This is a genomic window from Streptomyces sp. NPDC006458 (assembly GCF_040612135.1).
Taxonomy (GTDB): Bacteria; Actinomycetota; Actinomycetes; order Streptomycetales; family Streptomycetaceae; genus Streptomyces.
Map to the genome: position 1 here is coordinate 165624 of NZ_JBEXPR010000003.1, position 23155 is coordinate 188778.

A 23155-nucleotide genomic window follows, 5' to 3' on the forward strand; every position below is an offset into this window, starting at 1 on the left:
TGACTCCGGCTCCGGCTCCGGCTCCGGCTCCGGCTCCGGCTCCGGCAGCAACGGCTCGATGAGCGACCACAGTTCGTCCGACACGATCCACGGCCGCGACCGACGTTTCCCCATGCCGTCATCAGCGAGCGACCAAGCCGACAGTCATATGATCAACTCGCTTTTGCCAGAGCCGGTAAGGCCCCGACCGGCCGCGGACAAGGACCGTTCGGCCCTATCCCCGTGCCCCCGCGCGCGGCGACCGTGACAGGAGAAGGCACGACGCACCCGTTCCACGCCTCAGGAGAGCGCGATGCGACAGTCCACGATCGGTCCCCCACACACGACGTGGCGTTCGTCGGCCCCGCCAGTGCCTTCCAGCAAGCGGCCCGCTTTCCGGCCGGGCACGACATCAGCGGGACGGTCGGCAGCGCACGAGGACGAACGGGTCCGGGTGTACCCGAGACCCGACACCGACACCGACACCGACACCGACACACACGGCAGCGCATCCGGTCGGGCGTCCCGGAGGAGGCCCGGCTCCCGGACGCCTCTCCGAGGACGCGAAGGGTGGCCACCGCCGGTGGACCTGCTCCCGGACGCCCGCAGGGACGACACCCTTCGCGTACGACATGGCCGCCGCCCCACCGGAGCGGCGCCTGGTGACCGGACCTCCACGAAGCCCGGTCCCCACACTCAGGCAGGGCAGTTCCCATGACACTCCACTCCCCCGGCACCGCGCTCGTGACCTCTCTCGTCGAGGACGCGACAACGGCCCCGTCGATGCACAACGCCCAACCATGGCGGTTCCTCCACCGCGTGGCCGGAGACACCATCGAGGTCTACGCCGATCCCGCGCGAAGCATGCCCCGTGCCGACCCCCGGCACCGCGCCCTGCACCTGGGCGTGGGCGCCGCCGTGTTCAACCTCCGGGTCGGTGCCGCCTGGCGTGGCTGGAGCGCCTCGGTGCGGCCCCTCCCGGACGCGGAGAATCCCTGGTTCCTCGCGGAGGTGACTCTGCGCCGCGCCACGGACCCAGGCGAGTCGGACGACCTCGCCGCCCTGCGTCCCGCTCTGTGGCGACGGCACACCAGCCGCCACCCGTTCTCCGACGAGCGCATCCCCGACGCGATCCTCGACCGCCTGCGGTCCGCGGCGCTCCTGGAGGGCGCCCACCTGCTCCTCCCGGGCCCCTGGCACACCGACACCCTGCGCGGCCTCGTGCACGACGCTGAACTGTCCGAGGCCATGGACGCGGCACTGCGCGCCGAGATCACCAACTGGACCCGGCTCCAGGACCGCCGAGGCGACGGCCCCGCCGACGGCATCCCCTCGTACGCCTTCGGTCCCCGGCAGCACGGGGTGAGCGCGCCGGTTCGCGACTTCGACATGCCCCGGCGGGTGACCGGGCGTTCGACGGCGGACTTCGAGCAACGGCCGCAGATCGTGATCCTCGGGACGGCCGACGACAGGCCCCTGGACTGGCTCAGGGCGGGTCAGGCCATGCAGCGGGTGCTGCTCCAGGCGACTTTCGACGGTCTGGCCACGTCGCCGATCTCCCAGCCTCTGGAGTGGCCGGAGCTGCGCGAGACGGCCCGCGACCCTCGCTCGGCCATGGGCTTCGTGCAGATGCTCATCCGACTGGGCTACGGCCCCGTCGGCGAGGCCACCCCACGCCGGCCGGTCGCCGACGTGCTGAACCTCGTGTGACCAGGACGCCGTCGTCACCTCCGTAGACCGCCACCGAAGGAACCCGGCACCGGCGATCAACGAGACGCCCGTCCGTGAGCGTCGACGTCACCGAGGGCGTAGTGCCCCTCAGTGGGACACTGCCGCGCCGGGCCTTCGGGCCCCGTGGTCGTGCGGCTGTGCGACGACGTGGACGGGGTCGTGCGGGTCGCCGACCGACTGCGGTACGACACCTGACCCGTAACCGCTGACCGCCGCTGCGAGGGCGACCACAGCGGCGGTTCTCATCGGCGGGCCGGCGGGCGCCGGCTACGGGCCGGATAGGGGTCAGACATCGTCGGGACCGGGTTCGGTGGGGCGCCGGCGCGTCCAGAGGGGTTCCACGTGCGTCCACTCGCGCTCCCACTCCTCGAACGTGTGGCTCTCCAGTCGCCGCAGGCGCGCGCCGACGACGCCGACCGCCGCGAAGGAGAGCAGGGCGGCGAGAAGCGTCCCGCCCCCGAGGGCGACGACAATGCCGTCGGCCGCAGCGCGCGGAGCGCGGGTCACGGCGCCGGTGTCGTCGACCCAGATCGTCACCGTGGCTCCTTCGGACGTGCGTGGCGGAACGTCGACCTTGCCGGAACGCGGTGCGCCGTCGGGAGCGCGCCAGGAGGCGTCGGCCCGGGCGGCCTGTGCGCTGCCGGGGCCGCTGAGTGGGTCCGTGGCTCGGGACAGGGTGACAGCCGCCGTCTCGTGCCGGTGGCGGGCCTGCTCGCGTGCGACGCGTTCCCCGTTCCGCCAGAGGGCCTGGGCTGCGATCATGCCGCAGACCACCGCGGCGACGACCGCGAGGGCCAGGCCCGCCTGCCATCGGGTGCGCGTCCGGTCACAGGGGCGTCGGAGCGGGTTGGCGGCCGTATCGGGGCGGGGGCTCTCCGGGCCGCGGTGCCATGGTCGCCCCGGCCTGGGTGCCGGGGTTCCGCCGTCTCGCATGGCACACCTCCTGGGCCGTGCCTCTGTCCCGCCGGGGCCCCGTGGGTCTCAGCGGGTCGTGGTGAGCTCGAATTGCTCCCGCGCGTCCAGACGCCGCGGCTGTCGGTCGACGCCGGGCACGGGCGGGAGGTCGTGCTGCTCGGCGGGGCTGTCCATCGGATCGCCGCCGAACAGCCCCACCGGCCGCACCCGCAGTTGTTCGGCGGTGCGCCGGGCACCCCGGCGTGCCGTGCCGTTCCAGTGCCCGGCGTACAGGGCACCGCACAGGACGACCCCGTCGTCGCCGCTGACATCGGTGACGGTGTCGGCGGACACGACGACCACGTCGAGGCCGTCCTCAGGCGGCGACCCGCCGATCTCCTCGGCGATGCCGGCGGTCGCGCCGGGCCGGCTGCCGTGCGCGACGAGCACCCGCCTCGACGTCACGGTGCCTCCCCGCCTCCTGCCGGGCCCGCCGCGCGGGTCACCGGGACGGTACGGGCTCCTGCCTCCCGGGGCTTGGGCATCGCCGCGCGGACGGTGAGGACGCCGTCGGCGTACTCGGCTCGGACATCCTCCGCCGTGATCGCCTGCGGCAGGCGGACGGTGCGGACGAAGGACCCGTAGCGGAACTCGGAGTGGTCCTTGGTCTCGCTGCTCTCCTCGTGTTCGGCGCTGACGATGAGCGTGTCGCCGTCGACCGTGATGCTGATGTCGTCGTCGGGGTCCATGCCGGGCAGTTCGGCCTTCAGCACGTACTCGGCTTCGCCCCTCGTCACCTCGATCGGGATGATGTGGCGGCCGAACGCGGGCCTCCGTGCGGGAAGCCGGGGGAAGTCCCCGAAGCCCGGGAAGTCGGAGATCCAGTCCGCGAGTTCGGGGAAACGGTTGCGGGAGTGTTCCAGACGGCCTGCCATGACCCTGCCCTCCTTGAGTGGTGCGTCGTTTCCTGTCCCCACCATGACGCCGCCGCGGGTGCGGCCCGAGTGCCGGATGGGACCGACGGGCGGGCCGAGCGGGTACCGGCTGCCGGACCGACCGGCCCCTGTCGCCCGTACGGCACCAAGGGCGTCGGGGCGTTGGCGCTGCCGCCCGGTGAGCGGCCCGGCCCTCGCCTGGTCGAACAGGGCGCTCGGCGGCACGGTGCTCACCCGGCGCCGGGGCCGGGATCTGGCAGCGGTGCCGTCGGGTGGACGGGGGTGTCGCTGGCCATGACTCCTCCTCGGACACGGGCGGTCCGAGCGCCGGACAGCGCGTCCCTGGGACACCTCCCACATTGGCATCCACGGGCCCCTCCGGGCATGGGCCACTTGGCCCCGATCGAGTCGCGACGCCCGGCCCGGGCCGCCGAGGGGACGTCGCATCGGGCTCGGCGACCGGGACGGCTCAGCATCACAGCCCCGGGCGCGGCGGCGACGGGGCAGGTCTCCGTCCGCCGATACGTGCGCGAGCCCGGCGACGAGGGCAGGCGGAGGGGTGCGGGGCCCGGTGCGCTCGTCGATGCCTGTTCGCGCAGTTCCCCGCGCCCCTTGAGAGGTGGCCGGCTGGGCTCAGGCGGCCCGGGAGCGCTTGGGGGCGCGGGGGAACTGCGCAGGCTTTCGGGGCACGGGGAACTGCGTGAACGGCCGGTTCAAACTCACCGACCCCAAGGGGGTCCAGGTTCAGAGACCGCCGACAGGTCCGAGCCTCACTCCGGGCCGGCCGTGCAGGGGCAGGGAGACGGCCGCGGGACCGGCCGCGTCGCGACGCCCGACCGATGGCCGCGGCATCTCTCAGCGGCGGTCGGCGCAGGACGTCACCCCTGCCTCGTGTCCGCGCCGCCGTGGTCCGCCGCGTACACGGTGATGATCCGGTCGGTGCCCGCGCGGGTGTGGAGGAAGCGGTCGTCGAGGATCACCGCGAGGTCGTCGAGGGCGGTTTTCAGGATCGCGCCGGCCAGGCGGACGTCCGGGTGCGAGGCCCGCCCGGCCTGCTCGGCCAGTTCGGCCGCGTGGGCGAGCTGGACGGGCAAAGAGGTGTTGTCGTCCCCGTCGTAGAAGTAGTACGACTCCGGGTACTGCATGAAATCGACCGAGGAGACCGAGATCGCGGTGGCGAGGGCGTCCAGGAGCGCGGCACCCCCGTCCGAGTCGAGCGCGGGACCCGGGACGTTGCTGCGACGCAGGTGGGACAGGCGCAGGGCGAGGGCCCTGCGCCGCGCCAGAGCCGGGTAGATGCCGAGAATCCAGGCCACGGTCGCCGACAGCAGGGCGAATCCGGCAAGGGCCTCGACGGGGGCGAGAACCCGAAGCCACCCCGCGGTCGGCGCGATGTCCCCCAGGCCGAGGGTGGCCAGGGTCACCAGGGAGAGGTAGAACGCGTCGAGCGGACGGGCGTGCTCGTCCGGGGACAGTCCCGCCGCGTACGAGAACTTCTCGGGCATGTGCGGCCAGTAGACGAGCGCCCAGCCCACCGCCATGGCCAGCGCCCATGCGGCGACGACAGCGACCATGCCCAGCGGACCCGTCAGCCCTGCGGGCTGGCGCCCCGGGCTGAGGCGGGTCGAGAGCCGCCACATGCAGGTCATCACCAGTCGGCTCAGCCCGCCGTGCCGCGTGGGGTGCCAGAGGGTCTGGAACACGTCTCGCAGGGCGCCCAGCACGAGGAGCGCGCCCCCCAGTGTCGGCAGCCACGTCATCGCCGCCCCCGCACGGAGGTGCCCGGTCCGGGAGAGAACTTCACTGCCCGCACAAAGGACAAGTCGCCGATATACCGCCTTCGGGGAATCACCATCCGTAGTGTGGCATGTGCGGCCCGGCGCGGGTCGGGTGCCGTCCTCCCATCGGCCCACACGCTCGCGACCGGCCTCTTCTCCCGACCAGGGGTTGCGGCCCGGCAGGCGTTGCACGCCGCGATGACGAACGTGCCCGAGGCGTCGCCGCCTGTCGAAAGCTAGCCGATGCGCGGGCTGCGGCGTTCGACGAGGACGACGTCGCGCCAGCGGCCGTGGTGGCGGGCGATGTGTTCGCGGGTGCCGATGACGCGGAAGCCGGCTCGTCGGTGCAGGGCCAGGCTCGCCGTGTTCTCGGGGAAGATCCCCGACTGGATGGTCCAGATCCCGGCCGCCTCCGTGGAGTCGATCAGAGCGTCCAGGAGGGCGCGGGCCACGCCTCGGCCACGGGCACCGGGGTGGACGTACACCGAGTGCTCGACGACTCCCGCGTAGGCGCAGCGGTCGGAGACAGAAGTGGCGGCGACCCACCCGAGGACCTGCCCCCCGCGCTCGTCCAGGGCGACGAAGCGGTGGCCGGGCAGCTTCGCCTTGTCGAAGGCGGCCCAGGCCGGGGGCTCGGTCTCGAAGGTGGCGTTGCCCTCCTCGATGCCCAGCCGGTAGATGTCCAGCACCTGTTCGGCATGGTCGGCGGTCAGCGGAACGACGCTGATGCGCTCAGCAGGCACGGCCGGTCTCCAGTCCCATGATCGCCCGTACGGCGGCGGGGAAGCACTGCAGGCATCTGTCGTTGACGGCGTACCGCGTGGAGGTGCCGCGGGCCTCGGCGAGGACGAAGCGCACCTCGGTGAGGATCTTGAGGTGGTGGGACACGGTGGACTGGCCGATCGGCAGATGTTCGACGATCTCGCCGACCGCCATCGGCCGCTTCTCGACGGCCAGCAGGTTCAGCAGCCGGACGCGCATGGGGTCGGCCAGTGCTTTGAACCAGCTGGCGTAGGTGGTGGTGTCCTCGTCGCCGAGCCGGTCCGGGGTGTGCGTCGATTCATTCATCGATCATCGACGATAGTCGATGAAAGGCGGAGGGTCGAGACGCGACTGCCGGGCTCGCGCTCGCCGTTCATGGGGTGAGGGCCGGATCGCGCCGGGCGTCCGGCCCTCACGGGGTGCGTCAGACCGCGTAGACCATCGGATCGGTCACGCATCGCCGGATACACCGCCCCCGCCCGGCCGGGGCCGCTCGTCTTCGGCGCCGTAGTCTTCGTCGGCGGCTCTCCCACCACGACCACCGATGACGATGACGTCGCGTATGCCGTCTCGGGCCGTGGGGCCGGTCCCGGGCTCACGCCTCCCGCTGGGCGTCGATCTCGGCGATCAGGGCCTCGATGCGGGTCTTGATCTCGTCGCGGATGGGGCGGACGGCCTCCACGCCCTTGCCTGCGGGGTCCTCCAGGGCCCAGTCCAGGTACTTCTTGCCGGGGAAGATCGGGCAGGCGTCGCCGCAGCCCATGGTGATGACGTAGTCGGATGCCTCTACGGCCTCGGTGGTCAGGACCTTCGGCTCGGCCGCGGAGATGTCGACGCCGACCTCCTTCATGGCCTCGACGGCGGCCGGGTTCACCCGGTCGCCCGGGACGGAGCCGGCGGAGCGGACCTCGATCCTGTCGCCCGCGAGATGGGAGAGGAATCCGGCGGCCATCTGCGAGCGGCCGGCGTTGTGGACGCAGACGAACAGCACGGAGGCGAGCGGGCTGGAGGACATCGTTCTTCCTTCGTCGGTGGATCGAGCAGGTTGTGCGGTACGGGTTCTGGTTCAGGTGCTCGGCAGGGAGGCGAGCGGGTCGGTGATGCGGGCGTCGGTCTCGTCGCGGATGCCGCGGACGACAGCGAGCGGGGCACCCTCGGGACGGTGACCGGCCGGTCCCGGGAGGTCCACCCCGGCCTTTGTCCGTACTCGCGCGACGACGGGCTCGACCTCGGCGACCGGGGGTGTATCCGCGTAGGAGACCGCGGCGTGGCCGTTCGCGCGACGGTCGGGCAGGGTGGCGGCCCGCTCGTGGCGCCCGGCGTCGCGGCCGCACAGGAACACGCGGGGCAGGCCGGTGCCGGTCGCACCCTCGATACGGGCGGGCGCGTCCAGCCGTTCGGCGGCCAGGCGTTCGGCCGCCACGACCAGGTGGGTGCTGATGCGGGCGTCGGCGGCGAGGTGTCCGGCCAATAGGACGGGGGGCCGGAGGGGCCGGGGTGCGGTCATGGGAAACCCCTTCAGGGGCACAGGTCCCACGGGTGTGGATACCGGTCCCAGGTTCAGCCTGAGCTGGTATCAGCTCGGAGTGATGTGACAGTATCAGCCCATGCTGACGTCAGTCGACACTGATCTGATGCGGGTACTGGCAGACCCGCTCCGCCTGCAGATCGTCACCCTGCTCGCCGAGGAGACGCTCTGCTCCACGCACCTGATCGAGGAGACGGGGGCCAGGCAGACCAACCTCTCCAACCATCTGAAGGTGCTGCGCGAGGCTGGAGTCGTGGAGACGGAGCCCTGCGGCCGCTTCACCTACTACCGGCTCAAGCCCGACGTCATCGCCACGGTCGCGGGCCAGTTCGCCGCCCTCGCGGAAGCCGCGCGCACCACCGCCGAGAACAACGTCAAGCGGTCTTGCCCCTGATCCCGGCGCCGGTCCGTCGCCGCGCCCCGTCGTTCCATATATCCACCGAGGAGTCCTGTTGAGCGCCGACAAGGCCACCGAGCACGACAGAGCCGGGGGCCCCGCCACGGCCTCCGCGACGAGCGGCAAGCCGCCGCAGCCCGCTCCGGGGGCCACGCCGCCCCAGGCTCCCCCGCTGCCCGCCCGGGCCGCAGCCGAACTGGTCGGCACCACAGCCCTGGTGGCCGTCGTGGTCGGCTCCGGCATCCAGGCCACCGAACTGACCGATGACATCGGCCTGCAACTGCTGGCGAACTCCCTCGCCACCGTCTTCGGCCTCGGCGTCCTCATCACCCTCCTCGGCCCCGTCTCGGGCGCGCACTTCAACCCCGCCGTCACCCTGGCCGAGTGGTTCACCGCCCGCCGCGGCGGCGCCGGGGTCACCCTTCGCGAGGCGGCCGCGTACGTCCCCGCCCAGATCGCCGGCGCGATCGCGGGCGCCGTCCTGGCGGACGCGATGTTCGGTGAGCCGTTGGTGAAGTGGTCGACCCACGACCGCTCAGCGGGTCACCTGCTGCTCGGCGAGGTCGTCGCGACCGCCGGCCTGATCCTGCTGATCTTCGGTCTGGCCCGCACCGACCGGCTCCGGTTCGCGCCCGTCGCGGTCGCCTCCTACATCGGCGCCGCGTACTGGTTCACCTCCTCCACCTCCTTCGCCAACCCGGCCGTGACCATCGGCCGCGCCTTCACCGACACCTTCGCCGGCATCGCACCCGGCTCGGTCCCGGGCTTCATCGGCATGCAACTCGTCGGCACCGTGGTCGGCCTGGCGCTGGTGGCCCTCATCTTCATGTCCGGGCGGAAGTCCACCGGGTGACACGTACGTCCCAGGTGGTGGTGATCGGCGGCGGCCATGCCGGACTCGCCGCCGGCCACCACCTCGGCCGCCTCGGCGTCGACGTCACCGTCCTCGACGCCCAGCACGTGGTGGACTGCCGTACCGGCTACGAGAAGCGCTACGAACTCGCCGTCCAGCGGCCCGTACACGGCCCGGCATCCGCCGGGATGACGCGTTCCTCAGGGTGGAGACCGACTCCGGCGCCCAGATCGCCGCAGACCTGACGTAGGACACGGACCTCACTCGGACCGCCCGGCGCCCGCCGCGCTTCCTCCCGGTCGACGGCACACGGTCGGTGGATGAGCCGGCCCGCGTCAGCTCGGCAACGACGACCGGACGGGCCCCGCCTCCCCGCGCCTCGTCAATCGCCTCGCGGTCCACGACCGGCTCGCCCGCAGACCTCACCCGCTCTCCGTACGAGCCGCACGCCGCGTCAGCCGACGGCGCCCAGCATCTGCCCCAACGCGGCAACCACCGACGGCTCCACCCGGTAGTACACCCAGGTACCGCGCCGCTCGGAGGTGAGCAGGCCGGCCTCCTTGAGCTTCTTCAGGTGGTGGGAGACGGTCGGCTGGGAGACGCCGACGTCGGAGATGTCGCACACGCACGCCTCGCCGCCCTCGTGCGAGGCGATCGCGGAGAACAGCCGCAAACGCACCGGGTCGCCCAGCGCCTTGAACATCGCGGCGGTCCGCTCGGCCTCCTCCGCGCTCAAGGGCCGCTCGGTCAGCGGCGGGCAGCACGGCACGGCGGCACCGTCGGCGACCTGGGGTTCCAGCAAGGGCAGCACCTTGATGTTCGACATACATCTATGTTGACACACGTCGAACCAGATCGACCAGGGCCTCACCCGGGTGCCGGCTTCCCGTCGAGCGACGCCGGGGGATAGAGGTCCAGCGCCGAGCGCCCCACGCCCCAGGCCCCACCTCGCAGATTAGATGAATGTCTATGTTGACGCCTATCGATACAAGTGCCATGCTGGCAGCACAGGAGATCGACAGATGTCGAAACAAAGGGGAATCCAGTGAACGCGCTCGCCACCGACCAGTTGCCCGTCGTGGTCATCGGCGCAGGCCCGACCGGCCTGGCCGCCGCCGCCCACCTCGTCGAGCGCGGCATCGAACCCCTCGTACTGGAGACCGGCCCGTCCGCGGCCGGCGCCGTACGCGAGTGGGCGCACGTACGGCTGTTCTCGGCCTGGGGCGAGGTCATCGACCCGGCCGCCGAGAAGCTCCTCGCCCCCACCGGCTGGGTCCGCCCCGACACCACCACGTACCCCACCGGCGGCGACTGGGCCGAGCACTACCTCCAGCCGCTCGCCGACGTCCTCGGCGACAAGGTGCGCTACGGAGCCACGGTGACCGGCGTCGCCCGCTCGGGCCGCGATCGCCTCGTCGACTCCGGCCGCGACGAGCAGCCCTTCACCGTGCACGTGGAACTCGCCGGCGCGGGCGAGGAGCGCATCACCGCCCGCGCCGTCATCGACGCCTCCGGCACATGGTCCGTGCCGAGCCCGATGGGTGCCGACGGCCTGCCGGCGCTCGGCGAGAAGGCGGCCGCCGACCACGTCTCCTACCGTGTCCCCGACCTCCGCGACCCCGCCGTCCGCGCCCGGTACGCGGGCAGGCGCACCGCCGTGATCGGCTCCGGCGCCTCCGCCTTCACCGCGCTCGCTCACCTCGCCGACCTCGCGGGGGACGAGCCGGGCACCCACGCCGCGTGGATCCTGCGCCGCGGGATCACGGGCTCGACGTACGGCGGCGGCGAGGCCGACCAGCTGCCGGCCCGTGGCGCGCTCGGCCTGCGGGCCAGGGCAGCGGTCGAGGAAGGCCATGCCTCGGCCGTGACCGGCTTCCGCACCCAGGCCGTGGAGCGCGACGGCGAGAAGCTCGTCCTGGTCGCGGAGGACGGCCGACGCCTGGACGGCGTCGACGAGGTCATCGTGCTGACCGGCTTCCGCCCGGATCTCTCCTTCCTCTCCGAGATCCGCCTCGGCCTGGACGAGCGCCTGCAGGCACCGACCGAACTGGCCCCGCTCATCGACCCGAACGTCCACTCCTGCGGCACCGTCTACCCGCACGGCGTGAACGAGCTCTCCCACCCCGAGCAGGGCGTCTACCTGGTCGGCATGAAGTCCTACGGCCGCGCCCCCACCTTCCTCGCCATGACCGGATACGAGCAGGTCCGCTCCGTCACCGCCGCGATCGCCGGCGACCGCGAGGCCGCCGAACGTGTCGAACTCACGCTGCCGGAGACCGGCGTGTGCGGCGGCGCGGGCCTCTTCGACGACCCCGACGCCGACCAGAGCGGCGAGGGCGGTGGCTGCTGCGCCGCCCCGGCCACCCTGCGGATCGGCATCGGCGCCCCGGCGGCCGCGTCCGGCGGCTGCTAGACACCCCAACCCATGCAGGAGGTTCGCCATGTCCCGCGTACAGCTCGCCCTCCGTGTCCCCGACCTCGACACCTCGGTCGCCTTCTACACCAAGCTGTTCGGCACCCCGCCCGCCAAACTCCGCGACGGCTACGCCAACTTCGCCGTCACCGAGCCCCCGCTCAAGCTCGTCCTCATCGAAGGCACGGCAGGAGAGGACACGCGGCTGGACCACCTCGGCGTCGAGGTCGACAGCACCGAGGCCGTGCACGCCGCCACCACCCGCCTGGCCGCGGCAGGCCTGGCCACGGACGTGGAGAACGACACGACCTGCTGCTACGCCCTCCAGGACAAGGTCTGGGTCCACGGCCCCGGCCAGGAGCCCTGGGAGGTCTACGTCGTCAAGGCCGACGCCGGCCTCCTGGCCAGGCAGCGGGGCAGCACCTGCTGCGCCGACCCGGCAGCGGCCCCGGCCGGTTCCGGCGCCGAGGAACCGGCCACCGCGGGCGGCTGCTGCTGACACGCGGATGACCGACGCGCCAAGTGGCCATCGCCGGAATCGAGTTCTTCGGCAGGTCCCAGTCCTGACGCGCGGCGCCCCTGGCCTGCCGATGGTGTGGGGGCGATCGGCGTTGCCGACGCGTAGGTACTCGACGTCGTCACAGGTGTCGCGGACCGTGTGCGAGTGACCCTTGCGTGGCGATCGAGCAGGCGTGTCGTCGCGCATCTCTCTCGCGACGCGCGGGCAGCGGTAGGTGCCGCGTCCCGAGACCGTCGATGTGATGCGGATCACTGCCCGGATGCTCCGGGTCGGACATGCACGATCATGACCGGATGGACGCTCGTTTCCTTGGCATCGCTGAGCTGGCCGAAGCCCCGTCCGTGGCGGTCGTGGTCGACGTCATGCGTGCTTTCACCGTGGCTGCCTGGGCCTTCGCCCAGGGGGCGGAGAAGATCGTGCTTGCCGAGTCGCTGGACGAGGCCCTGGCGCTCAAGGCTCGTCACCCGGACTGGGTGGCGCTCAAAGACGGTCCGCCCGCCCCCGGGTTCGACGCCGTCAACTCGCCGGGCCTGCTGCGGTCTGTCGACCTCGGCGGACGGACCGTCGTGCAGAAGACCACGGCGGGAACGGTCGGCGCGCTCGCGGCCAAGGACGCGTCGCTGGTGCTGTGCGCCAGCTTCGTGGTGGCGGAGGCAACGGCCCGGCTCTTGCGGACGCGCGCGAGTGACAGTGTCACGTTCGTGGTCACTGGCGAGGACGGGCAGGCCGATGAAGATCTGGCGTGCGCTCAGTTCATCGCTCGGAGGGTCACCGAGCCTGGGGCGGATGCCGCCGAGTTCCTCCGCCGAGCCGCCGAGTCGCGCGCCGCCACCGAGCTGACGGAGGGTGTGCGCCAAGGAGTCCATCCCGATGACGTCGCGCTCTGTCTTGAACTCGACCGGTTTCCCTTCGCCATGGTGGCGACCTTGGAGGGTTCGCTCATGATCCTCCGTCAGACCGCCGAACTTCCCTGACCGGCGGCGCGCCGATCTGACCGCTGGTGAGACCCCACTCCCCCAGGCGGGGCGGCCGAGGCCCTGACAGGAGAGCGGGGTGGGGCCCGATCCGGGGCCCTCGCACGAGGATCCGGAGGACTCCGCCGCCCCGACGGCCGACCGGGATCGGCTTGACCCTGACGTGCGGGTCAAGGGCTACCGTCACGTACCCCGCGGCGGACACGTGCCGCTGCCCGAAACCCGCCTGGGAGTCCACGAATGAGCGCAGCCCTGCCCCCCACCTCCCGCGAAGTCCGGCTCGCCGCCATCCCCGAAGGGCTGCCCAGACAGGAACATCTCGTCGTCACCGAGACGCCGTTGCCCGAACCTGACGCAGGTCAAGTACTGGTCAGGAACCGGCACTTCCTCGTCTTCCCGGGCCTGCGTACGTTGATGAGTGAGGAGGTCGACGGCGTGCCGCTGCCTCCGCTGCGCGTCGGTGACACTCTGTTCGGCCCCTGCGTAGGCGACGTCGTTGCCGCCCCGCCCGGCAGTCCCCTGCGCGCGGGCGACGTCGTGGCACACCTGCGCGGCTGGCGGGAGTACGCGCTGGTGTCGGCCGTCGAGTGCACGCTCTTGGACGACACGCTGCCCGATCCGGTGGCGCACCTCGCCCAGGGATCGGCGGCCTACGGCGCGCTGACCCGCCTTGCCGACGTCCGCCCGGGCGACGTCGTCTTCGTCACCGGAGCGGCGGGAGCGGTCGGCTCCCTGGCGGGCCAGATCGCCCGGCTGTTGGGAGCCGGGAGGGTGATCGGCAGCACCGGCTCCCCGCAGAAGGCGGAGCGGCTGGTGTCCGAGCTGGGCTACGACGCGGTCGTACTGCGAGGGAAAAGGCCCGTCGCGGACCAGCTCGCCGAAGCGGCACCCGAGGGCATCGACGTACTGGTGGACACCGTCGCGGGCGAGCAACTGAGCGCGGCGCTCGGTGCGGCGCGGCAGGGCGCGCGCTTCGCCTTGGTGGGAGCTTTGTCAGGGCAGCTGTCGCCGCAGCGGGCCGGCGGTAGCGCGCCGGTGGAGATCGATGCCTTCCGCCTCGTGGTCAAGGGCATCACGCTGCGCGGATACAGCGGTGCGGACCACCCCGATGTGGAGAAGGAGTGGCCCGGCCGCTTCGGCGAGTGGCTGCGCTCCGGCGAGATCAGTTTTCCGCACGTCCGGATCGCGGGCATTACTCGCGCACGGCAGGCGTTGCAGGAACGATCGAGGGCCGGCACTTCGGGGCCGTCGTCGTGGAGTTGTAGCCGCGGACGCGGCAGCGGCTCGGCAGCCTGGGCAGGAAGAGACGGGGAGTGGGAGACGATGCGGATCGGCGAAGCGGCGGCAGCCGCCGGTACCACCGCCAGAGCACTGCGGTTCTACGAGCAGCGCGGATTGCTGCCCCCGCCCCTTCGTACGCCCTCGGGGCAGCGGGAATACGGGCCGCGCGACGTCGCACGAGTCCGCGTCATCCGCGACCTTCTGGGCCTCGGACTGACCATCGAGGATCTGCGCGGCTGCGCCGACCGCCTCCATCTGCTCACCGAGGACCCGCCCCCGCGCTGTGGCTCCGTCGAACCCGGCGTCGCCGCCTCCGGGATCGTCGGCCGGAGGCTCGCCGCCCTCGATGCCGAGATCAGCCGTCTGACCGAAGTGCGCGAGAGCCTCGCGCGGCGGGCCGCCGGAGACTGACCTCGACCCTCATCCGAGCTCCTATCGCGGCGGGCCGCCGGAGACTGACGACCCTCATCCTTGGACAACCCCGCCGACGTCTCAAGACGGTGACTCAGTAACCAGTACATCTGTCGAACGAACGGCCCGTTGAGCCGCAACACTAGCGCGTCACCGTGCGGCTGGTGCCATCGCGTCGACCTGCGTCGTGACCGCCTTCACCGCGGTCAACCGCGTCACGCACCGAGCAGCCCCGAGACGTCCAGTTCCGCGCGTCGCGCCCCGATCCGCTCGGCGATCTACGCCCTTCCGACCAGCACGTTCGAAGACGGCGAAGGCTCTATGATGCAGCGGTGTTCGACTCCCGGCACGTGAGAACTTTCCACGAAGTGGTGCGGACCGGCTCGTTCTCGGCTGCCGCACGCGTCCTCGGTTACACCCAGCCGGCGATCACCCAGCAGATGAAGGCTCTCGAACGGGACATCGGCATGCCGCTGTTCGTCCGGGTGGGCCGCGGTGTGCGGCTCACCGAGGCGGGCGAGACGCTGGCGCGGCACGCCGGCGACATACTCGGCTCACTGTCGGCGGCGCGAGAGCAGATGAACGCCCTCGCCCGGCTGCACGCCGGACAGGTCCGTGTCTGCGCCTTTCCCAGCGCCAACTCCACGCTCCTGCCGGAGGCTCTGGCCCGTCTCTCGGCCGCCCACCCGGGCATACGTCGATCTGCTGGAGAACGAGCCGCCGGAGTCCCTGCGCCGCCTGGTGCGGGGCGAGTGCGACATCTCCCTCGCGTTCACCTACCCGGGGATGCACGAGCACATCCCGGAGGAACTGGTCGAGACCCCGCTCCTGGAGGACCAGTTGACCGTACTGCTGCCCGGCCGGCACCGGCTCGCCCGGCGCAGAGTCGTCCAGCTCACCGACCTGGAAGGGGAACGCTGGATAGCCGGCTGTCCGCGCTGCCGGGCCAACCTGCTGCACGAGTGCGCGGAGGCGGGCTTCGTACCCGACATCGCCTTCACCACGGACGACAACCTGGCGGTGCAGAGCCTGGTGGCGGAAGGACTCGGCGTCGCCATGGTGCCCGCGCTGGTGCTGACCTTCATGCACCGCGCCAAGGTGGCCGGCCGGCCGCTCCAGCCCGCCTCCCGCCGCAAGGTCTCGGCCTACGTCCTGCGGGAGCACCTGCGCATCCCCGCCACGGCGCTGGTCCTCCAGGAGCTGAAGGCCGTCGCCGCGGGCAAGACGGGCTGCTGACCGCTCAATCCATAAGCGTCGCTTGGGACATGCGAAGAAACTGTCGTTGGACGTGATGACAGGATCGGTTCGACGCTCTGTCCATGACTTCTGCGTCGACCGCTCCGGGTGCGTTCACCGCGGCACGCACCACCGACCGTCTTGGAACCCTGCTCGCCGGACTACGAGAAGACGTCGGGCGAGGCCTCCCGCCCGACCTGACCGCGCATCTCGTCGGTGAACGCCTCGCACCCCACCTGGGCGCGCCCGACCTGCTCACCGACGAGCAGCGGCAGAGCGATCCGGCCCGGTACCGGCAGCACCTGCTGCACGCGGAGCACGACGGGAGCTTCTCCGTCGTCGCGCTCGTCTGGCTGCCCGGCCAGGCGACCTCCGTCCACGACCACGTGTCCTGGTGCACGACGGGAGTGCACCAGGGCCGGGAACGCGAGCGGCGCTACCGGCTTCTCCCGGCGGCGGACGGCGCCGCCAGGCTCGTCGCCAACGCCGACGTGGTCAACGAGCAGAGCGAGTTCTGCGGCTTCGCCCCTCCCGGGGACATCCACCGGGTCTGGAACGCCGGCCCTTCCACGGCGATCTCGCTGCATGTCTACGGCGCGGACATCTCGCGCCTCGGCAGCAGCGTCCGACGGGTCTATCACCTGCCCGCCGACTGCTGATGGCCCTCCTCAGGGAACGTCCCGCGCAGCGGAGCCGGGTGCGCGAAGCGCCCGTCCGGCGCCAGGGGCTCCTCCTCGCGGCCTTCGCCCTCGCTCTCGCGCTCGCCGTACACCGGCTTCTTCCCGCCGTGCCGATGCTCACCGCCGCCGTGGTGCTCGGAGTCCTTGCCGCGCACCTGCCCAGGCTGCGTACCGTGGTACGGGGATCCGCCCGCCCGGGACTGTCCTACGCGGGCAGGCGGCTGATGCGCGCCGGCATCGTCCTGCTGGGGCTGCGACTCGGTCTCGACGACGTGGCCGGTCTCGGCTGGGCCACGGTCGTCATGACTCTGGCGGTCGTGGTGGCCACGCTGTCCGGGACCTGGTGGCTGGCGCGGCGTCTTGGCCTGCCGGGGGACCAGCCCCTGCTCATCGCCGCGGGGTACGCGATCTGCGGCGCCTCGGCCATCGGCGCGGTGGGTGAGGCGAGAGGCAGCGACGAACGAGACGCGGCCACCTCGGTGGCCCTGGTCACCCTCTGCGGCACGCTCGCCATCGCCGTACTGCCCCTGCTCCAGGGGCCCTTGGGGCTGGACGACGCCGAGTTCGGGCGCTGGGTCGGCGCGAGCGTGCACGATGTCGGCCAGGTCGTCGCCACGGCGCAGACCGCCGGTGACGCGGCCCTCGGCGAGGCGGTGCTGGTGAAACTGATGCGGGTTGCCCTGCTCGCGCCGCTCGTCGCCGCCGTCGCGCTGTCCGCGCGACGCCGCAGCTGTGACGCGGCCGGCCCGGGCGAGCCGGGCCGCAGGCGGGCGCCGCTGATACCGCTCTTCGTCGTCGGCTTCCTCGCGGCGGTGACCCTGCGCAGCACCGGACTGCTGCCGGGCGACGTCCTGGAGACGGCTCACACCGGGCAGGAACTCCTCCTGGCCGCGGCCCTGTTCGAGCTCGGCAGCGCGGTCGACCTCCCCTCGCTCACACGCACCGGCGCGCGAACGGCGCTGCTTGGCCTCTCGGCCTGGCTGGTCGTGGCGGGCGTCTCGTACGCCGGGGTGCTGCTGGTCGCGCGGTGACGCAGGTCCGGTCGGGCCACGCATGACCGCATCGTCGGCCGCGCGGGTAACCGGCCACGTGCAGCGATAGATCAGCCGGTGGGTGTCTGCCTCTTCGTCCAGCTGGAGAAGGGCTTCTTCCGGGTCCGTCGCCTGGGCATGAGGTTCATGAGTGCCCAGTTGGGTGGGCTCGCTCCTCTCCTGCCAAATCCTGCATGGGAGTACCCGGAGCGGGGCAATCGGTCGTCCCTGGGGATTTGGAGGATTCCATGGCCATGGTGAAGCAGCCGGTCGAGTCGGCGGGGGAAGACGTCAACTGCTGTGCGCGGCAGACCGGTGACCGCTCTGGATCTGGCTCCGAGACTCCGGAAACAGCGAGCGAGCGGGTCAACCGCCGCTGGAACGAGATCCTGCAGGAGACACGGGTCACCCAGACCGGCGTGCAGATCCTGTTCGGATTCCTGCTCAGTGTGGCCTTCACCCCCACGTTCAGGGAACTGGGGACACTGGACCGCGCCATCTTCGTCACCACCGTGGTGCTCGGCGCGTCGGCCACAGGGTCGCTCATAGCGCCTGTCTCCATCCACCGCTTCCTGTCCGGTCAGCGCATGAAGGACGAAGTGGTGGAAGCCGCAGGCCGCTTGATGATGTGCGGCATGGTCCTCCTCGCACTGACCATCGGCTGCACACTTCTGCTGATCCTGCGTTTCGTGATTCCCGGGATCCTCGCCGAAGTGCTCGTCGGCGGGGTCATGCTGTGGTTCGGTCTGTGCTGGTACGTCCTGCCTCTGCGCCTGCGCCGCCGCGCCAACCGGACCCCCCGCACCGACGACGCGTAGCGCACCACCGACGCGGACGCACAGGACGTCGGGTCGTACGCGGTGGTGACCGTGCAGGGGGCGGGGGTGCCGGGCGGCTGGTCGTTCTGGCTGTTGACGGAGTTCAGGCGGCAGTCGCGGCGCGCCGGGGTGGGGACGCACGGAAGGGGATGCGCCCCGCCTGCCTCATTCGCGGAACTCGGCCGGGGGCGAGGCAGATTGGCCCGCCGCGAGGCGGATACGACATCCGTCCTGGGTGATCGGAAATGGGTTGCCGTTCGAACAGTGCGCTGTGCCAGACTGCGGCGCATGTCGGTTCGATATCCGCGCCCTCTGCGTCCCGGTGACCGTATTGGCGTCACCGCTCCTTCGAGCGGGGTTCCGAAGGAAATGTGTGAGCGGCTTGAGTTCGCCGTCCGTGACGTGCGGGCACGCGGGTACGAGGTCGTCGTCGGAGCATGCATGGACGGAACCGGGCACGTCAGTGCCTCGGCCGCCGAGCGCGCGAGCGAACTGATGTCGATGCTCACCGACGACACCATCCGGGCGGTCGTACCCCCTTGGGGCGGGGAGACCGCGATCGACCTGATCCCCCTGCTCGACTGGAGCCGGTTACGCGAGGCGGAGCCGACCTGGCTTGTCGGCTTCTCCGACATCTCGACCCTGATGACACCGCTGACCCTGCTCACCGGGACGGCGACCATCCACGGCAACAACCTTATGGACACGCCTTACCGCGTCCCCGAAGGACTGCTGTCGTGGCTCGACCTCGTGGCCGCACCCGCCGGCCACCGGTTCACCCAGCGCTCACCGGGCCGCCACCGGACCACCGGCTTCGACGACTTCGTCGCTCATCCCGAGATACGTGACTACACGCTCGACGCGGCCGGCACGTGGACCCGGCTCGACGGCGCCGGTGACGTGGAGGCTGAGGGCAGGCTGATCGGCGGCTGCATCGAAGCTCTGTGCAACCTCACGGGATCGGGCTACCTCGATCTGGCGGCCTTCGCCCGCGACGAGTCGCCGGAGGGACTCCTCGTGTACGTGGAGGACGCGGGCAGCGACATCTTCACGATCTGCCGGAACCTGCACGGCATGAGACTCGCCGGCTTCTTCGACCGTGCGAACGCGATCCTCGTCGGCCGGATGAGCGCGCGGGGCCACAGCTCCCTCGGCCGGCACGAGGCAGTCCTCGACGCGCTCGGCTCCCTGAACGTGCCGATCATCGCCGACGTCGAGTGCGGCCACATTCCGCCGTACATGCCGATCGTCAACGGGGCACGTGGCCGGATCGTCCACTCGGCGAGCCGCAGCGAGCTGACCCAGACCCTGAACTGACGCTTCAGGCCGCACCACCGAGGTCCAAGCCCAACCGACCTTCCGCGACTCGGCGGTCGGCCGAGCGGCGAGGCTCTCCACGAGGCCGTTCCGGGCGATGCCGTTCACCATGCGTCGCACGACGCGCCGGCTGAGCGGCTGTGTCCGTCCCGTCGTGCGCCCGGCGGGCGGACCACCACCGTGCCCGAGGCCGCGCACCATCCGACATCAGAATCCCGGAGACGACATGAGCAGCGCTCTTCTCGTGATGGACGTCCAGCAAGCCATCGTGGACATCGTCAGCGACGACTCCAGTTATCTGCCACGCCTGCGGAGGGCGATCAACGGGGCCCGGGCGGCAGACATCCCGGTGATCTACGTGGTCATCGCGCTACGTCCCGGCTTCCCGGAGGTCGGCACGCGCAACAGGGCTCTCGATGCGATCGCACGGGCCGGCCTCTACGTCGAGGGCGCCCCGGGCACCGAGATCCATCCCGAGGTCGCCCCCCGGCCGGGCGACGTGGTGGTCACCAAGAAGAGGGCCAGCGCGTTCTCGGGCAGCGATCTCGACATGGTGTTGAGGGCCCGCGGCATCGACAGCCTCGTGCTCACCGGGATCGCCACCAGCGCGGTGGTGCTGTCCACCCTGTGCCAGGCGAACGACCTCGACTTCGGCCTCACCGTCCTCTCCGACGCCTGTCTGGATCCCGACCCTGAGGTGCACCGGGTCCTCATCGAGCGACTGTTCCCGCAGTGGGCGGATGTCGTCACCGCGGACGACTGGGTCCAGGCGATCGCCACTTCGTAGGGGCCGACCAGGCGAACGACCCACGGGTGCAGCGGCCTGGTCGGGCGGGGCAGTTCGGTCCAGACCGAGGCGGCTTGCGTACGGCGGCTGAACCGCTGGAGATCTTCGACACCGAGGGCGTCGACAGTGCCTTCGTGTTCCTCTTCGCGCTCTACAACCTGCCCCACCGCCCTGACGGCGATCCCCGCGACGACCTCGACCTGGCCAGCCTCGGCATCGTCAAGATCCTCGAAGACCGCCACGGCGACACCTACCCTGGTCTGCCCTGGGAGCCCAAGGCCGCCTTCGCCGCGATCGCCGACCACTACCGCGGCGGCTGATTCGGCGCTCGGCTTCTTCGCCCGGGCCCGGTTCGGCGAGAACCCGCTGGACCGGCAGCGCTCCTTGTCCGGGCCCGTCCGGGTCTCCCGATCGCGCGAAGGGCCGGAATCAACCCGCCGACAAGGTAAGGAGCGCGTTTCCCAGTCCCTGTGGGAGTCGCCTCTCGTGCAGCCCGGCCGACGCCGCAATGGCCCCGCTCCGGACGGCCCGAGGCACGTCCGGAGCGGGGAGAGAGGGGCGCTTCCGGCGGATCGACGGTCAGTCGATCGTCCAGTGCTGCAGCGCCGAGCCGGTGTCCTCCTGCTGGGTCACCTTGGCGCCGTCGGCGGAGGCGGCGGCGGTGAGCAGCAGACCGCTCCTGGCGGAGGTGATGGTGTGGTCGCCGTCGTCGAGCTCCGTGACCTTCCAGCGCTGCCCGGCCTCACCCGTGCACGTCCGCTGCACGATGGCGGCACCCGCGGCGTCGCCCGCCTCCACGCACTTCCCGGAGGCCTTGTTGGTGATGGTGTAGGAGCCGTCGGACTGCTTGGCGAATGTAAATGTCTGGTTGTTCCCGCGGTTCGGGGCCCACATGACCAGTCCGGTGCCGTCGGAGGTGGAGCCGCCCGGGTTGTCCAGGGCCTTGCTTCCGGTCACCAGGCTGTGCGCGCCCTCCACGGCCTTCACGACTCCGGGCCAGGGAACGCCCGGGGCGGCGTGGTAGCCGATTCCGGCCGCGGTCCAGCGCGGTCCGTGCTGGGCCAGGCGCTGGCGGAAGTCCTTCCAGTCACGGGCGGCCCGGGGCGTCCATCCGACCTCGGCGAGGGCGGGCAGCCGGGGGAAGCTCATGTACTCCGCGTATTCGTAGGGGGCGGGCCAGCGGGTGCTGGGGGTGGGCAGGGCGTTGCTGCCCTCGTACGCGCGGTCGGCCCACAGGGCTGCCTCGACGCCGGCGATCTGCCCGGCCGGAACGACCGCGCCGGTGCCGTCCAGCTTCGCGGTGGCCGTCTCCGGGTCCCACTCGTAGGACCGCTGCACCGGCACGTATCCCGACCAGCTCAGCCCGTAGGGGGTGGACACGTCGTACTTCATGTCCAGGTAGGCGTGGTCCGAGGGCGACATCACGAACTCGGCGCCCTGGGCGGCCCCGTTGCGGACGACGCGGATGGTCTCGGTCTCCTTCGAGGTGCCGATGCTCTTGCGGTCGTCCTCCTCGCCCCAGTACTGCATGATGCTGCCGGCCGGGACCGTGGACCGGCCGAGCTGGTGCCAGCCCATCGGGATCTTCTTGTGCGCGATGGTCGAATCCGTCGCCGCCTTGACGTAGGCGGCGTACTGCTCGGCGGTGGCCTGCGGCGTCTCGTCGCCACCGAGGTGGATGTAGGGGCCGGGGGTGAGCTCGGCCACCGCCTTGATGACGGTTTCCATGAAGTCGGCCATGTTGGCCCTGTGCTGCTCGTCCGCCAGACAGAAGAGGCTGATCTTGACGTCGAATCCGGAATAGGGCTGCTGCGCCTTGTCGTCACAGTTCAGTCCGGGCACCGACGCCTGGGCGGCCCGGGTGTGGCCGGGGCCGTCGATCTCCGGAACCACGGTCATGAAGCGGGACTCGGCGTAGGAGACGATCTCCTTGTAGTCCTTCGCCGAGTAGTACCAGTCGGTGCCGCCGGTGTGACCGCTCTGGGTGCTGGCTCCGATGGTGGTCAGTTCCGGTATCGCGTCGACGGCGATACGCCAGCCCTGGTCGTCGGTCAGATGCAGATGAAGGGTGTTGATCTTGTATGCCGCGGCCTGGTCGATATAGCGCTTGACCTGGGAGACGGGGAAGAAGCGTCGGGCTACGTCCAGCATCACACCGCGGTACTCGTACCGCGGCGAGTCGGAGATCTTCGCGGGAGAGACGGTCCAGGTCCGGGACTGCGTGCTGAGGGACTCCACCTCGGCCGGCAGGAGCTGGCGCAGTGTCTGCACGCCACGGAACAGGCCCTCGGCTCCGTGTGCCGTCACCACGACCCCGTGCTTGGCGGAGGTCAGCGTGTATCCCTCGGACCCCAGGTCCTCAGGCCCGTTGGGGTCCAGGACCAGGGCGTTCTTCTGCACCCGCGTGCGGTGGACGACCGGGAGCGAGTAGCCGGTGGCCGGAGCAAGGACCCGCGACAAGTAGGTGCCGACACCCACAGCCTTCGGCGCCTTCGACATCACGGCGATCGGGGTGTCGGGGGAGAGGGTGAATCCGCTGCCCTCCACCGCCTCCTGGGAGACCGGCTGCGGCACCAGGGCGTAGGGGGCGGGGGACGGCGTCGGCGGAGCGGTCGCCGCCTGGGAGACCGCGGTCGGCAGGGGCAGGGCCAGGGCGACTGTGGCGAGTGCGGCGAGGCGTCGGCCTCGTGGGCGCAACCAGCGCATGGTTGACTCCTTCGGACGGAAGGCGCGGGGCCGCACACCAGGTGGACGGCCGGAGGAGAGCGCGATGAGCGCGGGCGACGGCGGTTGTGACGCGTGGGGCCCGTATCCGGGGCATCGGACCGCT

22 protein-coding genes and 4 pseudogenes are annotated in these 23155 nt (G+C 71.4%); 16 read left to right on the plus strand and 10 right to left on the minus strand.

Annotated elements, in window-relative coordinates; translation table 11 throughout:
* Positions 1-693 precede the first annotated feature (693 nt).
* A complete protein-coding gene (locus ABZZ79_RS06030) occupies positions 694-1689 on the plus strand; it encodes a nitroreductase family protein (RefSeq protein WP_356686942.1) in 996 nt (331 codons plus the stop codon).
* A gap of 306 nt (positions 1690-1995) precedes the next feature.
* Here the strand turns inward: ABZZ79_RS06030 and ABZZ79_RS06035 are convergent, their stop codons facing one another.
* From ABZZ79_RS06035 to ABZZ79_RS06070, 8 genes are all read right to left on the minus strand, one after another.
* Complete coding sequence (locus ABZZ79_RS06035) at positions 1996-2643, minus strand: hypothetical protein (protein ID WP_356686944.1); 648 nt, start codon at positions 2641-2643, stop codon at positions 1996-1998.
* Positions 2644-2691: 48 nt separating this feature from the next.
* Positions 2692-3069, minus strand: coding sequence for a flavodoxin domain-containing protein (locus ABZZ79_RS06040; protein WP_356686946.1), 378 nt, complete (start codon positions 3067-3069; stop codon positions 2692-2694).
* Positions 3066-3539, minus strand: a complete 474-nt coding sequence (locus ABZZ79_RS06045) for an Hsp20/alpha crystallin family protein (protein WP_356686948.1) — start codon at positions 3537-3539, stop codon at positions 3066-3068. Before ABZZ79_RS06045 ends, ABZZ79_RS06040 begins: the two co-directional genes overlap by 4 nt.
* A gap of 878 nt (positions 3540-4417) precedes the next feature.
* A complete protein-coding gene (locus ABZZ79_RS06050) occupies positions 4418-5299 on the minus strand; it encodes a potassium channel family protein (protein WP_356686950.1) in 882 nt (293 codons plus the stop codon).
* A 254-nt stretch (positions 5300-5553) separates the two neighbouring features.
* A complete protein-coding gene (locus tag ABZZ79_RS06055) occupies positions 5554-6060 on the minus strand; it encodes an N-acetyltransferase family protein (protein ID WP_356686952.1) in 507 nt (168 codons plus the stop codon).
* Positions 6050-6385 (minus strand): metalloregulator ArsR/SmtB family transcription factor, encoded by a 336-nt coding sequence (locus tag ABZZ79_RS06060; RefSeq protein ID WP_356686954.1) that lies wholly within the window; start codon positions 6383-6385, stop codon positions 6050-6052. Before ABZZ79_RS06060 ends, ABZZ79_RS06055 begins: the two co-directional genes overlap by 11 nt.
* Before the next feature lie 289 nt (positions 6386-6674).
* A complete protein-coding gene (locus tag ABZZ79_RS06065; RefSeq protein WP_356686956.1) occupies positions 6675-7094 on the minus strand; it encodes an arsenate reductase ArsC in 420 nt (139 codons plus the stop codon).
* A gap of 51 nt (positions 7095-7145) precedes the next feature.
* The gene (locus ABZZ79_RS06070) at positions 7146-7586 is read right to left on the minus strand and encodes a hypothetical protein (RefSeq protein WP_356686958.1); all 441 of its coding nucleotides are present in this window, start codon (positions 7584-7586) and stop codon (positions 7146-7148) included.
* Between the two features lie 100 nt (positions 7587-7686).
* Here ABZZ79_RS06070 and ABZZ79_RS06075 point away from each other — a divergent pair, with 100 nt between their 5' ends.
* The 3 genes and pseudogenes from ABZZ79_RS06075 to ABZZ79_RS06085 form a co-directional block, all read left to right on the plus strand.
* On the plus strand, positions 7687-8001 hold the full coding sequence (locus ABZZ79_RS06075; RefSeq protein ID WP_356686960.1) for a metalloregulator ArsR/SmtB family transcription factor: 315 nt from the start codon (positions 7687-7689) through the stop codon (positions 7999-8001).
* 58 nt (positions 8002-8059) lie between these two features.
* Positions 8060-8857 (plus strand): aquaporin, encoded by a 798-nt coding sequence (locus ABZZ79_RS06080; protein ID WP_356686962.1) that lies wholly within the window; start codon positions 8060-8062, stop codon positions 8855-8857.
* Positions 8854-9104 (plus strand): annotated as a pseudogene (locus ABZZ79_RS06085) (NAD(P)-binding protein); the annotation flags it as partial. The gene ABZZ79_RS06080 and the pseudogene ABZZ79_RS06085, both read left to right, overlap by 4 nt.
* 207 nt (positions 9105-9311) lie before the next feature.
* Here the strand turns inward: ABZZ79_RS06085 and ABZZ79_RS06090 are convergent.
* A complete protein-coding gene (locus ABZZ79_RS06090; protein WP_356686964.1) occupies positions 9312-9683 on the minus strand; it encodes a metalloregulator ArsR/SmtB family transcription factor in 372 nt (123 codons plus the stop codon).
* Between the two features lie 219 nt (positions 9684-9902).
* Here ABZZ79_RS06090 and ABZZ79_RS06095 point away from each other — a divergent pair, with 219 nt between their 5' ends.
* The 12 genes and pseudogenes from ABZZ79_RS06095 to ABZZ79_RS06150 form a co-directional block, all read left to right on the plus strand.
* Positions 9903-11270, plus strand: coding sequence for an NAD(P)-binding domain-containing protein (locus ABZZ79_RS06095; RefSeq protein WP_356686966.1), 1368 nt, complete (start codon positions 9903-9905; stop codon positions 11268-11270).
* Positions 11271-11298: 28 nt separating this feature from the next.
* Entirely contained in the window at positions 11299-11769 is a 471-nt protein-coding gene (locus ABZZ79_RS06100) for an ArsI/CadI family heavy metal resistance metalloenzyme (protein ID WP_356686967.1), read from the plus strand.
* 314 nt (positions 11770-12083) lie between these two features.
* Entirely contained in the window at positions 12084-12764 is a 681-nt protein-coding gene (locus ABZZ79_RS06105) for a 2-phosphosulfolactate phosphatase (protein ID WP_356686969.1), read from the plus strand.
* Between the two features lie 240 nt (positions 12765-13004).
* Positions 13005-14029 (plus strand): annotated as a pseudogene (locus tag ABZZ79_RS06110) (NADP-dependent oxidoreductase).
* Between the two features lie 58 nt (positions 14030-14087).
* On the plus strand, positions 14088-14456 hold the full coding sequence (locus ABZZ79_RS06115) for a MerR family transcriptional regulator (RefSeq protein ID WP_356686971.1): 369 nt from the start codon (positions 14088-14090) through the stop codon (positions 14454-14456).
* A gap of 332 nt (positions 14457-14788) precedes the next feature.
* A pseudogene (locus ABZZ79_RS06120) lies at positions 14789-15692 on the plus strand (LysR family transcriptional regulator).
* 83 nt (positions 15693-15775) lie between these two features.
* Entirely contained in the window at positions 15776-16351 is a 576-nt protein-coding gene (locus ABZZ79_RS06125) for a cysteine dioxygenase family protein (protein WP_356686973.1), read from the plus strand.
* A complete protein-coding gene (locus tag ABZZ79_RS06130; RefSeq protein ID WP_356686975.1) occupies positions 16351-17403 on the plus strand; it encodes a putative sulfate exporter family transporter in 1053 nt (350 codons plus the stop codon). Before ABZZ79_RS06125 ends, ABZZ79_RS06130 begins: the two co-directional genes overlap by 1 nt.
* A 248-nt stretch (positions 17404-17651) precedes the next feature.
* Entirely contained in the window at positions 17652-18221 is a 570-nt protein-coding gene (locus ABZZ79_RS06135) for a DUF6328 family protein (protein ID WP_356686977.1), read from the plus strand.
* 288 nt (positions 18222-18509) lie between these two features.
* Positions 18510-19538: a S66 peptidase family protein gene (locus ABZZ79_RS06140; protein WP_356686979.1), complete on the plus strand. Its 1029-nt coding sequence runs from the start codon at positions 18510-18512 to the stop codon at positions 19536-19538.
* Between the two features lie 226 nt (positions 19539-19764).
* Entirely contained in the window at positions 19765-20325 is a 561-nt protein-coding gene (locus ABZZ79_RS06145) for a cysteine hydrolase (protein ID WP_356686981.1), read from the plus strand.
* A gap of 86 nt (positions 20326-20411) precedes the next feature.
* Positions 20412-20645: pseudogene (locus ABZZ79_RS06150) on the plus strand (hypothetical protein); the annotation flags it as partial.
* 259 nt (positions 20646-20904) lie between these two features.
* Here the strand turns inward: ABZZ79_RS06150 and ABZZ79_RS06155 are convergent.
* Entirely contained in the window at positions 20905-23031 is a 2127-nt protein-coding gene (locus ABZZ79_RS06155) for a family 20 glycosylhydrolase (RefSeq protein WP_356686983.1), read from the minus strand.
* Between the last annotated feature and the right edge of the window lie 124 nt (positions 23032-23155).

Excerpts from the sequence above, each read along its gene's own strand:
- ABZZ79_RS06145 (WP_356686981.1), top strand. The coding sequence starts at position 19,765 with ATGAGCAGCGCTCTTCTCGTGATGGACGTCCAGCAAGCCATCGTGGAC.
- ABZZ79_RS06060 (WP_356686954.1), bottom strand. The coding sequence starts at position 6,385 with ATGAATGAATCGACGCACACCCCGGACCGGCTCGGCGACGAGGACACC.
- ABZZ79_RS06030 (WP_356686942.1), top strand. The coding sequence starts at position 694 with ATGACACTCCACTCCCCCGGCACCGCGCTCGTGACCTCTCTCGTCGAG.
- ABZZ79_RS06155 (WP_356686983.1), bottom strand. The coding sequence starts at position 23,031 with ATGCGCTGGTTGCGCCCACGAGGCCGACGCCTCGCCGCACTCGCCACA.
- ABZZ79_RS06100 (WP_356686967.1), top strand. The coding sequence starts at position 11,299 with ATGTCCCGCGTACAGCTCGCCCTCCGTGTCCCCGACCTCGACACCTCG.
- ABZZ79_RS06090 (WP_356686964.1), bottom strand. The coding sequence starts at position 9,683 with ATGTCGAACATCAAGGTGCTGCCCTTGCTGGAACCCCAGGTCGCCGAC.
- ABZZ79_RS06045 (WP_356686948.1), bottom strand. The coding sequence starts at position 3,539 with ATGGCAGGCCGTCTGGAACACTCCCGCAACCGTTTCCCCGAACTCGCG.
- ABZZ79_RS06075 (WP_356686960.1), top strand. The coding sequence starts at position 7,687 with ATGCTGACGTCAGTCGACACTGATCTGATGCGGGTACTGGCAGACCCG.
- ABZZ79_RS06140 (WP_356686979.1), top strand. The coding sequence starts at position 18,510 with ATGTCGGTTCGATATCCGCGCCCTCTGCGTCCCGGTGACCGTATTGGC.
- ABZZ79_RS06105 (WP_356686969.1), top strand. The coding sequence starts at position 12,084 with ATGGACGCTCGTTTCCTTGGCATCGCTGAGCTGGCCGAAGCCCCGTCC.
- ABZZ79_RS06050 (WP_356686950.1), bottom strand. The coding sequence starts at position 5,299 with ATGACGTGGCTGCCGACACTGGGGGGCGCGCTCCTCGTGCTGGGCGCC.
- ABZZ79_RS06065 (WP_356686956.1), bottom strand. The coding sequence starts at position 7,094 with ATGTCCTCCAGCCCGCTCGCCTCCGTGCTGTTCGTCTGCGTCCACAAC.
- ABZZ79_RS06135 (WP_356686977.1), top strand. The coding sequence starts at position 17,652 with ATGGCCATGGTGAAGCAGCCGGTCGAGTCGGCGGGGGAAGACGTCAAC.
- ABZZ79_RS06035 (WP_356686944.1), bottom strand. The coding sequence starts at position 2,643 with ATGCGAGACGGCGGAACCCCGGCACCCAGGCCGGGGCGACCATGGCAC.
- ABZZ79_RS06125 (WP_356686973.1), top strand. The coding sequence starts at position 15,776 with ATGACTTCTGCGTCGACCGCTCCGGGTGCGTTCACCGCGGCACGCACC.
- ABZZ79_RS06115 (WP_356686971.1), top strand. The coding sequence starts at position 14,088 with ATGCGGATCGGCGAAGCGGCGGCAGCCGCCGGTACCACCGCCAGAGCA.
- ABZZ79_RS06130 (WP_356686975.1), top strand. The coding sequence starts at position 16,351 with ATGGCCCTCCTCAGGGAACGTCCCGCGCAGCGGAGCCGGGTGCGCGAA.
- ABZZ79_RS06070 (WP_356686958.1), bottom strand. The coding sequence starts at position 7,586 with ATGACCGCACCCCGGCCCCTCCGGCCCCCCGTCCTATTGGCCGGACAC.